Below are 14,472 nucleotides of genomic sequence, written 5' to 3'. Positions count from 1 at the left end.
AGCGCTAGTCGGAGGCTTACTTGGCATCCGTTCTAATTAAAAGCCTTCGTTTCCTTAAGCTCTTCATTATAACATGATTAGACACAATTAAAAAGACGAAGTATTCTTCTATCACTTTTGCAGTTATTTCTTTCTTATCTAAATAAAACCTTATCGAGTTTAATTTTTAATAGTGTTTTTTTACAAATTCAGCTGCTTGCTGGCCAGCTTGGCGACCAAAGACAATAATTTCGGCTACCGAGTTTCCACCAATACGATTGTTTCCATGTAACCCTCCAACCAACTCGCCTGCAGCATATAACCCTTCAATTGGCTGGTTTTCTTTATTCAAAACCTCTGCTTGAGTATTTGCTTTAATGCCTCCCATTGTATAATGAATCCCAGGAGCAATTTTTATGGCAAAATAACTTGGTTTAGTTAAGTCGTTTTCCATTGCAGTGGCACGATTAAATTCTTGGTCTACTTGATTAGCTATGCTTTCGTTCCACGTGACAACCGTTTTATGTAATTGACTGCCTTCTATATTGATTTTCTCTGCTAACTCTCTTAGATCTCCACCGCTGCTAACATACCCTTTTTTATCATAAAATTCGATGGCTTTTGCACGGTCACGCACCCCTTGATCAAAAATCAAATAAGCTGATTTTTCTGGTAAATCAGTAATGGCTGCAGAAACTTTATCCCGCGTATTTAACTCATCAATAAAACGATTTCCCGCTTGATTGACTAGAATGGCTCCTTCGCCACGAACGACTTCGCCTATTAAGATTCCTTCCTCTTGCTGAACTGTTGGATGAATTTGGATTTGATCCATATCAATCGCTTGTCCACCTAGCTTTTCAATCATGTTGATGCCGTCGCCAGTACTGCCTTTTTGATTAGTCGTTATATATCCTTTTAAATCTGGTCTAAATTTTTCAATCATCTTTTTACTTGCCCCAAATCCCCCAGTAGCAACTATGATTGCTTTACCTGTCAGCGTTTTAGGTTCTGATCCATTGATTTCAATAGTTACTTCATTAACTTTATTCTCATTTTTATTGATAGCTATGACAGCTGCATTTACCAGTATTGGAATGTTTCGTTTATGGACAGCTTTTAATAAGCCTTTGATCAAATAACTTCCAATTGCCGAACCATCAGCTGGACGATGGGTTCTTTTTTGCTTCATACCACCAGTTATTGTTAAATTAGATAACGTGATGCCATTCTTGTCTAACCAATCGATCGCTGCGGCAGAGTGATCCACAAAATAACGCAACAATTCTTTATCATTTGTCCCATGACCGCCCGCTAAAATTTCCTCATAAAAAGCATCATTGCTATCTTTTATGCCTTCAGCTTTTTGGAACTTAGTGTTTGAAGCATTCATCCCACTTGATGACTTCACTGTATTTCCTCCAGCAGTCGGCATTTTCTCTAAGATAACCGGATTCAGTCCCGCATCTTTTGCTTCAATAGCTGCAGTCAATCCCGCACCACTTGCGCCAATAATAATGATATCATATTTTTCTTTCAACTCATTCACATCAGCATACGTCTGTTCTGACGTATTTGATTTAACTTTAATTTCTTTAATTTTTGATTGTTTGTTTTTTTCAACTGTTTTGTAGGACGCTAGAAAAATACCAGTACAAGACACGAATGTAACATACCAAAAAAACTTTTTTTTCATCATTTCCTCCTTAAAGATAAACAATACACTTTATCATTCACAAATTATTCACTCTATCCTATCATTTATAGAAAAAATAATCTATGAGTTTTAAAATCTATTCTCTGTTACTCTTACAACCCTTATAGAAAATTCAGAAAAAAGAATCAAAGTAGTAAACATTTAGCAACTGGCTCCTTTTTTCAAGGTCCTTATTTGGTAAACTGAATGGCTTTTTCTCCAATATCAAAACGATAAAATGTTTGCGCTATTGGATTATCAGTTAAATAAAGGTAAGCCTTGTCTTGCGCTTCTTGCAGGGTTGAACCTTGTGCTGCAACAAATAAAATCCGGCCTCCATCAGAAACGAAACTGCCTTTCTTTTTCTTCATGCCTGCATTGTAAATAGTACAACCTGAACCTTCTACATTCAGTTGCGGCAAGGGGATATCGGTTACCATTTTTCCTGGGTAACCTTCAGCTGCAACAACAACACCCAATGTGTAGCGGTCCGTGTGTAGTTTGATATCGGGATCTTTTTCATTCAAGATATCATCAATTATTTGTGCCAAGTCAGAATCCAGCTGGTTCAAAATGACTTGGGTCTCAGGATCCCCAAATCGAGCATTAAACTCGATGACCCGCAGCCCTTTTTTGGTCATGATCAATCCAGCGTAGATGACTCCTTTGAAAGGACGTCCTTCAGCAACCATCGCATTAACAGTTGGTTTTATAACTGTTTCCAACACTTCTTGGATCAAGGATTCAGAAACTTGAGGTACTGGAGAATAGGCTCCCATACCACCCGTGTTCGGTCCTTTATCTCCATCATAAGCCCGTTTGTGATCTTGGGCAACTCCGGTATAATAGTATTTCGAGCCATTTACAAGAGCAAACAAAGAGAACTCTTCACCTTCGAGATATTCTTCGATCACAACTTTCGGTTTGCCTGCTGCGTATTTTCCATCTACTAACATCTCGCTTAAAGCATTCGTTGCTTCCGTCAGAGTCATCGCAACGACTACCCCTTTTCCGGCAGCTAAACCATCTGCTTTGATGACAATGGGTACGCCTTGTTCTTCCACATAAGCCAAAGCTGCATCATGGTCTTCGAATATTTCATAAGCAGCAGTAGGAATCGCATATTTTTTCATCAAATCTTTTGAAAATTGTTTTGAACACTCTAAGTCTGCTGCTTTTTTGCTTGGTCCAAAAACTTTTAATCCAGCTTGCTCGAAGGCATCTGCCAGCCCTTCAAATAGGGCTATTTCTGGCCCAATAAAAGTCCAAGTAATTTCTTCTGATTTTGCAAAATGAATCAATGCTTGATGATCATTTTCTGCGATGTTAACTAATTGGATCCCATCTTTTTCCATGCCAATATTTCCTTTAGCACAATAAACAGTTTCTACTAATGAGCTTTCTGTAAATTTTTTGGCGATGGCATGCTCACGACCACCACTACCGATAACAAGAAGTTTCATCTGCGAAATCCTCCAATTTTTTATTAAATAAATTGTATTTGAAAACTAATAACTAGTCTGATTTTTAAGCTATCTGAGAATAGAGTAAAACAAAATGATTTTCTATTTCGAAGTTACTCGAACTAGCGCTCGTTGCGGCTACTGAAACGAAAAATCGACTTTGAGTTACTCGAACTACCGCTCGTTACAGCTACTCAAACGGAAAATCACTTTGAGTTACTCGAACTACCGCTCGTTGTAGTTACTCAAATGGAAAATCGACTTTGAGTTACTCGAACTACCCTCGTTGCGGCTACTCGACTCTTAACAAGCTTGTTTCAAACCACACCTTAGTCATTTTCTGCTGTATTTAGGCTTAGTTTAGTACCGATTTGCATCCAGAAACTAAATCCAGTAAAAACAAATGAAATGCGTACTAATACGCATTTCAACTGTGCTCATGCTCGTTTATTTCTTAATGTCTGAAATGACGCACACCTGTTTTTATCATGGTCATTCCATATTTATTTGCCATTTCAATAGAATCTTTATCTTTGATACTTCCACCTGGCTGAATGATTGCTTTGATGCCATGTTGCGCTGCGAATTCAACACTATCATTCATAGGAAAGAACGCATCACTAGCCAATACAGCACCTTCGATAGCATTGCTTGCTTCGGCCTGATCGATTGCAATCTTAACGGATCCGACACGGTTCATTTGACCGGCCCCGATTCCAACAGTTTGTTTGCTATTTGCCAACACGATCGCATTGCTCTTTACGTGCTTAACGATTTTCCAGGCAAAGTCCATAGCGTTCATTTCCTCTTCAGTTGGTTTACGGTCCGTCATAACTTCCCAATTAGCTGGTATGTCTTCGGTACTGATATCTTGTGTTTGTTCCAATATACCACCCAATACAGAAACAACTTCTTTGCCGCCTACTTTTGCCGTTGAGAAATCCAAGGTCATGATCCGAATATTTTTTTTCTTTGATAAAATAGCTAAGGCTTCTTCTGTATAGCTTGGTGCAAGAACGATCTCTAAGAACATCTTACTCAATTTTTCAGCTGTCACAATATCTAATGGACGATTTGCAACTACGATCCCGCCAAAGATAGAGATGGAATCAGCTGCATAACAGCGATCAAAAGCCTCTTCAATCGTTTCAGCAATACCTACCCCACATGGATTCATGTGCTTGACTGCAACCACTGCTGGTTCATCGAATTCACGAATGATACGAATAGCCGCATCCGCATCTTTAATGTTATTGTATGATAATTCTTTTCCATGTAATTGATGAGCATTGGCAATCGAGAAGGGTACAATGAGCGCTTCTTGGTAGAAATTAGCCACTTGATGTCCGTTTTCACCGTAGCGTAACTTTTGTTTCAAATCATAAGTCAATGTCAATTTTTCAGGTTCTGCTTCTCCAACACTGGCAGTCAAATAGTTCGCGATCAAGGCGTCATAACTCGCAGTGTGGCGGAAGACTTTTGCAGCTAAAGCTTGACGTGTTTTAAGAGTCGTTGCTCCTGTTTCTTCCAATTCACTGATGACATTACTATAATCAGCTGGATCCGTCAGAACAGTCACACTTGCATAGTTTTTAGCCGCACTGCGTAACATGCTTGGGCCACCGATATCGATATTTTCAATGGCTTCTTCTAAAGTAACATCCTTTTTACTGATGGTTTCTTTGAATGGATAAAGATTGACCACAACAAAATCAATCGGAATGATTTGGTGTTTTTCCATTGCTAGCATGTGTTCGGGTAAATCACGTCTCCCCAATAAACCACCATGGATAAGGGGATGCAATGTTTTGACCCGACCGTCCATCATTTCTGGGAATCCAGTCACTTCTTCAACAGAAATTGTGGGGACACCTGCCTCTTCCAATACTTTCTTGGTTCCACCAGTTGAAATAATTTCGATATCTTGTGCCACTAATGCTTGTGCGAATGGTACAATACCTGCTTTGTCTGAAACGCTGATCAATGCTCTTGTCACTATACGCCACTCCTCAATTTTTATTCGCTTTTTTTATGGTTTTATTTTCAATCAATTTTTGAATGACTTGCGGATAAAGACGGTGCTCTACCTGATGGATTTTTGCCTCCAAAGAGTCTAAAGTATCTTCAGGTAAAATAGCCACTTTTTCTTGTGCGATAATTGGTCCAGTGTCTACCCCTTCGTCAACAATGTGCACCGTTACACCTGTTTGCTTTTCATTTGCTTCAAATGCATCTTTAATGCTACTTCTGCCAGGAAAATAAGGCAATAACGATGGATGGATGTTCAAGATACGATTCACATATGCCCTTAGCAATGTCGGTCCAATAATTCTCATGTATCCTGCTAATACAACCAAATCAACCTGATTCAGTTCAAGTTGTTTCAATAGTTCAGTCTCATAGGCTACGCGATCAATATAATTTTTCGGACTGAACACCGTAAAAGGGATACCCAATTTTTTTGCACGCTCTATGGCATAAGCTTTCGGATTATCGCAAAATAGGAAACAAATGGTCGCCTCGACTTGTTTGGAGGCAATGGCTTCTGCTATTGCTTGGAAATTAGACCCATTTCCTGAAGCAAATACGGCTATTCTCATAGTTGCTGCTCTTTCAAAATAACCTTTTCTTCTGATTCGTTTGAAACTACCGAACCAATCACATAGCCTTTTTCATTATTCTCTGCAAGAATAGCGAGTACTTCAGCTACTTTTTCAGGAGCAACAGCAAGGACCATGCCGATTCCCATGTTGAATATTTCATACATTTCAGACTCTGGAATCTTACCAACCGTTTTCATCGTTTGAAAAATTGGCAATACTGGCCAACTGCCTAATTGAATCTGAGCTTGTACATTTTCAGGAAGCATCCGTGGGATATTTTCAATAAATCCGCCTCCTGTGATATGGGCAACACTATGAAGCAATTGTTTTTTTATCAAAGGCAGTAAAGCATTTACGTAAATTTTCGTTGGCGTCAATAAAACATCCCCCAACTCTTGATTATCCAATCTAGGCACTTTATCCGTCAAGTTATATGCGTTATCTTTAAAGAAGATTTTTCGTACTAAGGAATACCCATTTGAATGGATACCTGTTGAAGGTAGTCCAATCAAACTGTCGCCTTCTTTAACTAATGAAGCAGATAATAAGGCTTCTTTTTCTGCAATACCTACTGTGAATCCCGCTAAATCAAAATCTTCAGGATCGTACATATCTGGCATTTCAGCTGTTTCACCACCAATTAAAGCGGCTCCCGCTTGAACACATCCTTCGGCAATACCGGCTACAATTTGCTCGATTTTTTCAGGATGATTTTTTCCAATCGCAATATAATCTAAGAAGTAAAGGGGTTCTGCTCCTTGCGCCACAATATCATTGACACACATCGCAACACAATCGATGCCAATAGTATCCCATTTTCTAGACTCAATGGCTAACATTAGTTTTGTACCCACACCGTCTGTCCCTGATATCAGAACCGGTTTTTTATAGTTGAGTTCACAAAGATCAAAATGACCGCCGAATCCACCGATTTCTCCAAAAACACCCGGTCGTTTAGTCCGTTCGACATGTTTTTTGATGCGCTTGACGGTTTCATAACCAGCAGTGACATCCACACCAGCTTTCGCATAGGCATTTTCCATTGTTAGCCTCCCCTAAGATTTTCTTTTTGAATTTCGGTCATATTCGTCACATAATCTTCTTCATAGTCGTACAATCCTGCTGGATAATCCCCATTGAAACTATCCATACATAAGCCTGAGTAAGGACTATCAAATTTCAATCCGATTGAATCGATTAAACCTTCTTGGCTAAGAAATGACAAACTGTCCGCTCCAATATATTCACATATTTGAGGAACGGTCATTCTTGCGGCAATCAATTCCGCTGACTTGCTAATATCGATTCCATAAAAACTCGGATAAATTAACGGTGGCGAAGAGATGCGAACATGGACTTCTTTCGCTCCAGCTTCTTTCAATAATGTGACGATGCGTTTGCTTGTTGTCCCTCTGACAATCGAATCATCTACCATGACCACAATTTTCCCTTGTACTACGCCTTTAACAGCTGATAATTTCATTTTTGCGCCTAATTCGCGCAATTCTTGGGTCGGTTGGATGAACGTACGTCCTACATATTGATTTTTAATCAGGCCCATCTCATAGGGTGTGCCACTTTCTTCAGCAAAACCACTAGCTGCAGACAATGACGAGTTAGGAACGCCAATAACAATATCCGCATTCACCATAGGGGATTCTACCGCCAAACATTTCCCCATTCTTTTACGAGCCGTATGCACATTCACACCGGCTATGTTTGAATCTGGTCGAGCAAAATAGATATATTCCATTGCAGCAATGGAGATGGTTGTATCTTCGGTGTATTTTTCAATCGTTAAGCCATTGGCATCAATAATGGCCAATTCTCCGGCATTAACATTACGGACAAACTCTGCCCCAATGGTATCGATGGCACACGTTTCACTCGCCATCACATAAGCTCCATTTGGCAGTTTCCCAATAACAAGTGGGCGTAACGAGTTCGCATCAACCGCACCGAACATTCTTTTATCCGTCATAAGAACATAAGTAAAGCCGCCTTTAACAAGGTTCAGACTTTCCTTTATTTTATCGATCAACGTGCCTTTTTGGCTGCGTCTGATGAGATGGATCAATACTTCTGTGTCAGAAGTGGAATGAAAAATCGCTCCATCTTCTTCTAAACTACGTCGTAAGCTCTTGGCGTTAACCAAGTTTCCATTGTGACAGATAGCGATATCTAAGTCATAGAAATGATACAAGAACGGCTGTACGTTTTCGATGCTATTCTGTCCAGATGTGGAATAGCGTACATGTCCAATAGCACGATCTCCTGACAATCGTTTAAGATCGTCTCCATTTTTGAAGACTTCACTAATCAAGCCAAGATTACGATGAACCAATAATTCCCCATCATCACAAGATACTATTCCAGCACCTTCTTGACCGCGATGCTGTAAACTATGCAATCCAAAATAAGTCAATTGGCTAGCTTCTGGATCGCCCCAAATGCCAAATACTCCGCACTCTTCGTTTAAGCTTTTTGTTTCAGCAAACATGGGATAGCCTCCTGCCATTTCATTTCTACTTCTTTTACCGCTAAATGAATCGTTTCATTATTCGTGACTATTTTTGCTTGCCCATTATTCTCTACTGTTCCGATATCTGTTGTACTAGATTTGACTAACGCTTTGAATGCAAGAACATTTTCAGGTTTCACTGTTAAAATAAACCGCGATTGCGTTTCACTGAACAACCATTTTTTATCCATCGCAACTGTTACATCAAATCCTAGTGTCGTATCAAAGACACTCTCCATCAAACCAACGGCTAAACCACCTTCTGATAAATCGTGTGCACTTTCTATCAGTCCAGCTTTAATGGCTTTCAAAACGGCGTCTTGGTTTTCTTTTTCAATTTTTAAATCGAAGTCCATTAGTTTCCCTTCAATTTTTCCTAATTCTAATTTTTGCAATTCAGACCCATTAAAGTCTGCTTTTGTATCGCCAATCAAGAAAATGCGATCATTGGCATTTTTAAATGCTTGGGTTGTGATATGTTTACTATCTTCAATCAGACCAACCATTCCAATCAACGGGGTCGGATAAATCGCTTCGCCATCCATTTCATTGTAAAGCGATACATTACCCGAGATAACAGGGGTATCCAATAAACGACAAGCTTCTGCTATACCATCTGCCGAAGTGCTTAATTCCCAGAAAATCTCTGGTTTGTCAGGATTCCCGTAATTCAAACAATTGGTGATCGCCAATGGTTTCCCACCACTAGCCACGATATTACGAGCAGCTTCTGATACAGCGATTTTCCCACCAATCTCAGGATTCAAATAGATGTAACGGCTATTGCAATCAGTCGTCATGGCAAGTGCTTTTTCCGTTCCACGTATGCGAATAACAGCTGCATCACTTCCTGGTCCAACCACAGTGCTCGTACGAACCATCGAATCATAGGTTTGGTAAATATTTTTCTTTGAAGCAAGCGTTGCTTGTTGCAACAAGCTTACTAACGTTTCCGCAGCAGACATAAAGGTTGGTTGATAGTCTGCCATTGCAGAAAACAAAGCCATACGAGCAGGCTCTTGCATCGGTTTAATGTACTCTGGTGCATCCTCTGCTAAAGCATCAACGGGTAAATTAGCTACTTCTTTTCCATCATGAAACAGACGGTACAACCCATCATTTGTAACTTCACCGATGTTAACCGCTTCTAATTCATATTTTTCAAACAAATCGATAACACGTTGTTCTTCGCCCTTCTTGATACACAACAGCATCCGCTCCTGCGATTCAGAAAGCATAATTTCATATGGCGTCATATGTGTTTCACGTTGTGGGACATTATCCAAATTCAAAATCAATCCACTACCCGCTTTTGAAGCCATTTCAGCACTTGATGAAACAAGCCCTGCAGCTCCCATATCTTGGATTCCGATCAACGCATCAGAATAATCATAAATACATTCTAGACAAGCTTCCATCAATAGTTTTTCCATAAATGGATCGCCTACTTGGACAGCTGAACGTTGTGATTCTTCTTCCTCTTTGAATTCAACCGAAGCAAAAGTCGCTCCATGAATACCATCACGTCCCGTTTTTGCTCCCACATACATAATGGTGTTCCCGGCCCCTTTAGCTTGCCCTTTTTGAATATCTTTTTGGTCGATCAAGCCGACACACATCACATTTACCAAAGGATTTCCTTTGTAACAAGGGTCAAAAACCGTTTCTCCACCAACCGTTGGAATTCCGATACAGTTCCCGTAACCACTAACGCCAGCTACCACTTCTTCGAAGATATATTTTGTGCGTTCGTTGTCTAACTCACCAAAACGCAAAGAGTCAAGAATTGCTATTGGACGGGCTCCCATACTAAAAATATCGCGAATAATACCTCCGACACCAGTAGCTGCTCCTTCATATGGCTCAACCGCTGAGGGATGATTATGGCTTTCTACCTTAAAAACCACCGCTTGACCGTCACCGATATCAACAATACCAGCACCTTCACCGGGTCCTTGTAACACTTGTGCCCCTGAAGTAGGAAATTTTCGTAACGTCGATTTTGAGTTTTTATAAGAGCAATGTTCGCTCCACATAACAGAAAACAGGCCTGTTTCGGTGTAGTTCGGTAACCGATGCAAAATATCCTCGCTGATAGTTGTGTACTCTTCGTCAGTTAAGCCCCATTCACGATAGACTTCCAACTCTTTTACTTGTTCAGGTGTCGGTTCCAAGAAAACCATTATTTGCACAGCTCCTTCTGATAATTTTTATACATGGACTGGAATAATTTTAATCCATCATCTGAACCCAGTAATGCTTCAACAGCTCGTTCAGGATGAGGCATCATACCTAATACATTCCCTTGCTTATTGACAATACCCGCTATATTTTCGACACTTCCATTTGGGTTATCACCTGCATAACTAAAAACGATTTGATTGTTTTCTTTCAATTGTTGCAACGTTTCTTTATCACAGTAGTAATTCCCTTCACCATGTGCGATAGGGAAGGTTAGGACTTCTCCTTCTTCATAATCTGTTGTAAATAGTGTCTGAGTGTTTTCCACCTTTAGACTTTGTTGCTTAGAGATGAATTTTAATGAATCATTGCGCCGTAATGCTCCTGGCAATAACCCGGCTTCTGTCAAAATTTGAAATCCATTACACGTTCCAAAAACAGGTTTTCCCTCTTGAGCAAACCGGATGACTTCATCCATAATATTGGAAAATCGAGCAATAGCTCCCGTACGTAGGTAATCACCGTATGAGAATCCTCCTGGGAGTAATACTGCATCGAACCCTTGCAAACTTTTTTCATAATGCTGAACATATTCCGCATCTACCCCTAGAATATCTTTTACAGCTGCATACATGTCTAAGTCACAATTTGATCCAGGAAAAACAATGACTGCGAATTTCATTAAACTTCAACCTCCTGAATAACATACCGGTATGTTTCCATTACGACATTTGCTAAAAGTTTGTCACAAATTTCTTCAATTACTTGCTCGACATCCTTTTCATCCTTAGAAACTTGAATTTCAAAATATTTCCCAATACGAATATTTTCAACCGACTCATATCCCATACGATGAACCGCACCTTTGACTGCTTCCCCTTGTGGATCCAGAACTGAGTCTTTATAAGTTACATAAACTGTTACTTTATACACGCTGAAACGCCTCACTTTTCTCTTTTAATTTATATTGGTCAAATTTTTCGTTATTCTCTCTCTTTTCAAAGGAATGATCCGTTTAATCAGATATTCTTCAGTCGTTCCAATACTTCTACATAAACCGGAATAATATCTCCTAAATCACGGCGATAAATATCTTTGTCCAAATGTTCCTTTGTAGTCATATCCCATAAACGGCAAGTATCTGGAGATATTTCATCAGCGAGGACGATTTCTCCATCAGCTGTTTTGCCAAATTCAATTTTAAAATCAATTAAGCGAATCGCGCTTTTTTTGAACATTTCTACTAAAGCAGCGTTAATTTCGAGTGCTTGTTTTTTTATTGCTCTGACTTCTTCGTCTGTCGCGACGTTTAGCATTTTAACGTGTGCGTCATTGATAAACGGATCATCCAGCTCGTCCTTCTTGTAATAAAACTCAAGAATTGGAAAAGGTAAATCGATTCCCTCTTCCATACCGAACCGTTTTGCAAAGCTGCCGGCTGACGTATTACGGACAACGACCTCTAAAGGAATCATTTCAACCCGTTTTATCAATTGTTCGGTTTTTGACACTTCTTGAATGTAATGGCTTGCAATGCCTTTTCCAGCTAAGTAGTTGAATATCAGTCCAGTGATTTGATTGTTCAATTCTCCCTTACCTTCAACAGTTTCTTTTTTTGCGCCATTTAGTGAAGTTACTTGGTTTAAGTATTCTGCTAAAAGAACCGTTTCTTGATCTGTTGCATACATCTTTTTAGCTTTCCCAGTATAGATCAATTCTTTTCTTTCCATTATTACACCCTTCCCATTAACGAACATTACCATTACAACCTCTTTAATCATTCGTCTTAATTGTATCACTCAACCTTTGTTTGTCAATGGAATAATCGCTATTTCTTTTAAATGATAAGATAACTAAACCTATCTAACTTCACTAAAAAAAGAAGCTGGAATATTAATCCAGCTTCTGCTCTATATACGGATATTGACTCTAGGTCAAATAATGGTTGATAAAATTTCTTCTGGAATGGGTAAGGTTGCTTGTGAAGCTATGCATGACTACAAGCAACTCCATTCCTCCAGAAATTACGAGTAAGTATTTCAATTAATTTATCCACACCAAAATTTCAGCTGATAATCCCACTATTCCCGTTGAAGTTATATCGAGTCAGACGTTTTTCACGATTTACTCCAGATTCCGGTATCCTCTATTTCTTTTAATGTCTCTTCTACATCGTTTGTCAAAATGGTGATGTGTCCAATTTTTCTATTTGGATAATTTCCTTCTTTGCCATAGTAATGAAACGACCATTCCGCTTTTTTTTCACGCAGTGCTAAACTGTCTTCCATCTGTTGCCCTAGAATGTTGACCATAACAACGGCCGAAAGCAAGCGTGGCTTTGGCATCGGCAGCCCAGCTACTGCTCGGATATGGGCATCAAATTGCGAAAGAGACACGGCTTCAATCGTGTAATGCCCTGAATTATGCGGACGAGGGGCCAATTCATTGATAAAAATGTTATCGTCTTTTGTTAAAAAAAATTCAATTCCTAACGTTCCAACTAATTGCAAAGCATCCGCAATCTGTTGAGCCGCCTCCAAGGCTTTTTCGCTCACTATTGGAGAGATCCTTGCGGGTACAATGCTCTCATGTAAAATATTATTTACGTGGATATTTTCAGAAACTGGAAAAATGGTCGCTTCTCCTCTTTGATTGCGAACGATCATGACCGAAAGTTCTTTCGAAAAAGGTACCCAAGCTTCCAGAATACAACTATTCTCAGCAATCAAAGCGGCTGCCCATTCTTTGTCTGCCTCAGATTTCAAGACAACTTGCCCTTTACCATCATATCCAAACCGCGTTGTTTTCAAGACGCAGGGATAGCCAATTTTTTCCAGTGCAGCAGTCAGTTGATCCGTTGTTTCCACGAGCTCAAAAGCTGCAACAGAAACTCCAATAGACTCTAAAAATCGTTTTTCTTTGATCCGGTCTTGCGTAATGCTGATGACTTCACTCCCTTGTGGGATAGCTGACAAATCTTCCATCTCTCGCAATGCTGCTGCATCAATATTTTCAAATTCAAATGTTAAAACCGTTACTTTTCTCGCGAATTCACGTAAAGCTTCTTTATCTGCGTATTCAGCACAAATAATCCAATCAGACACTTGAGCTGCTGGACAATTTTGATTAGGATCCAAAATACCCACAATAAATCCCATCTTTTTTGCTGATTGAGCCATCATTTTTCCTAATTGTCCGCCACCAATGATTCCAATAGTATCTCCTGGTTTGAGCGCTTTATACAAGTCCTTCACTACTTTCTATTACATTTTTTTTAAGTCTATCGCGTCTGTCTTCCAATTTTTTTGCTAATTTTTCATCTTCAATAGCCAGAATTTGAACAGCAAGCAGCCCCGCATTCGTAGCTCCTGCTTTCCCGATTGCCACAGTAGCAACAGGTATACCCGCCGGCATTTGTACAATGGACAATAATGAATCCATCCCATTAAGAGCGCGAGATTGTATCGGCACGCCTATGACTGGCAACGTTGTTTTCGCTGCAATCATCCCTGGTAAATGAGCGGCACCGCCAGCTCCTGCAATGATTATTTTTGTTCCGGATCCTCTGGCTTGTTCAGCAAAGCTAAACATCAAATCTGGCGTCCGATGAGCTGACACCACTTTTTTTTCATACGCTATTTCAAATTCATCTAAAATCATACAACAGTCTTTCATCGTTTCCCAATCAGAAGTGCTCCCCATAACAACAGAGATAATGGTATTCATGCAGTTTCCTCCGCTCTATTTTCTCACGTTCAATATAGCACAACACGCCAAACTTTTACAAACGTTTTATCATATTTTATTGTTTTCATTCGTTATTAAACCTGATTTGAGTTTTTAAATTAATTTTATTGTGCGATTTCGATTGATAATCCGCAAAAAGACAACCCATTTGATTCTTTGATGTTGAAAAACAAACAACAGTTTTTTTGTAAAAAAAACAAGATGAATATCTTTGACTTTTATATTACACTCTTCTTTTATCCCTCCAATTAGAGTATCATCTATATTAGCAGGAAGTTCATC

The 14,472-nt window shown here is 39.5% G+C and carries 12 protein-coding genes; all 12 read right to left on the bottom strand.

Annotation, left to right across the window (positions count from 1 at the left end):
- Positions 1–166: 166 nt before the first annotated feature.
- Positions 167–1,675 (bottom strand): flavocytochrome c, encoded by a 1,509-nt coding sequence (locus tag BP17_RS00760; RefSeq protein ID WP_035050979.1) that lies wholly within the window; start codon positions 1,673–1,675, stop codon positions 167–169.
- Between the two features lie 191 nt (positions 1,676–1,866).
- A complete protein-coding gene (purD, locus tag BP17_RS00755; protein WP_035050978.1) occupies positions 1,867–3,138 on the bottom strand; it encodes a phosphoribosylamine--glycine ligase in 1,272 nt (423 codons plus the stop codon).
- Between the two features lie 454 nt (positions 3,139–3,592).
- Positions 3,593–5,134 carry a bifunctional phosphoribosylaminoimidazolecarboxamide formyltransferase/IMP cyclohydrolase gene (gene purH, locus BP17_RS00750; protein ID WP_035050977.1) on the bottom strand — a complete coding sequence of 514 codons (1,542 nt, stop codon included), beginning with the start codon at positions 5,132–5,134 and terminating at the stop codon, positions 3,593–3,595.
- Between the two features lie 13 nt (positions 5,135–5,147).
- Positions 5,148–5,738 (bottom strand): phosphoribosylglycinamide formyltransferase, encoded by a 591-nt coding sequence (gene purN / locus BP17_RS00745; RefSeq protein WP_035050975.1) that lies wholly within the window; start codon positions 5,736–5,738, stop codon positions 5,148–5,150.
- Entirely contained in the window at positions 5,735–6,784 is a 1,050-nt protein-coding gene (gene purM, locus BP17_RS00740; RefSeq protein ID WP_035050974.1) for a phosphoribosylformylglycinamidine cyclo-ligase, read from the bottom strand. Before purM ends, purN begins: the two co-directional genes overlap by 4 nt.
- A gap of 2 nt (positions 6,785–6,786) precedes the next feature.
- A complete protein-coding gene (purF, locus tag BP17_RS00735) occupies positions 6,787–8,241 on the bottom strand; it encodes an amidophosphoribosyltransferase (protein WP_035050973.1) in 1,455 nt (484 codons plus the stop codon).
- Positions 8,217–10,445: a phosphoribosylformylglycinamidine synthase subunit PurL gene (gene purL, locus BP17_RS00730; protein ID WP_035050971.1), complete on the bottom strand. Its 2,229-nt coding sequence runs from the start codon at positions 10,443–10,445 to the stop codon at positions 8,217–8,219. Before purL ends, purF begins: the two co-directional genes overlap by 25 nt.
- Positions 10,445–11,125 (bottom strand): phosphoribosylformylglycinamidine synthase subunit PurQ, encoded by a 681-nt coding sequence (gene purQ, locus BP17_RS00725; protein ID WP_035050969.1) that lies wholly within the window; start codon positions 11,123–11,125, stop codon positions 10,445–10,447. The genes purL and purQ overlap by 1 nt, the downstream gene beginning before the upstream one ends.
- Complete coding sequence (gene purS / locus BP17_RS00720; protein ID WP_035050968.1) at positions 11,125–11,376, bottom strand: phosphoribosylformylglycinamidine synthase subunit PurS; 252 nt, start codon at positions 11,374–11,376, stop codon at positions 11,125–11,127. The genes purQ and purS overlap by 1 nt, the downstream gene beginning before the upstream one ends.
- 86 nt (positions 11,377–11,462) lie before the next feature.
- Entirely contained in the window at positions 11,463–12,173 is a 711-nt protein-coding gene (purC, locus tag BP17_RS00715; protein WP_035050966.1) for a phosphoribosylaminoimidazolesuccinocarboxamide synthase, read from the bottom strand.
- A gap of 387 nt (positions 12,174–12,560) precedes the next feature.
- Positions 12,561–13,688 (bottom strand): 5-(carboxyamino)imidazole ribonucleotide synthase, encoded by a 1,128-nt coding sequence (purK, locus tag BP17_RS00710; RefSeq protein WP_035050964.1) that lies wholly within the window; start codon positions 13,686–13,688, stop codon positions 12,561–12,563.
- Positions 13,681–14,169 carry a 5-(carboxyamino)imidazole ribonucleotide mutase gene (gene purE / locus BP17_RS00705; protein WP_035050963.1) on the bottom strand — a complete coding sequence of 163 codons (489 nt, stop codon included), beginning with the start codon at positions 14,167–14,169 and terminating at the stop codon, positions 13,681–13,683. The genes purK and purE overlap by 8 nt, the downstream gene beginning before the upstream one ends.
- Between the last annotated feature and the right edge of the window lie 303 nt (positions 14,170–14,472).

The organism is Carnobacterium pleistocenium FTR1, from assembly GCF_000744285.1.
In the GTDB taxonomy this organism is placed as follows: Bacteria; Bacillota; Bacilli; order Lactobacillales; family Carnobacteriaceae; genus Carnobacterium_B; species Carnobacterium_B pleistocenium.
The sequence above is the reverse complement of the archived record's forward strand: the minus strand, read 5'-3'. Positions and strand labels throughout refer to the sequence as shown.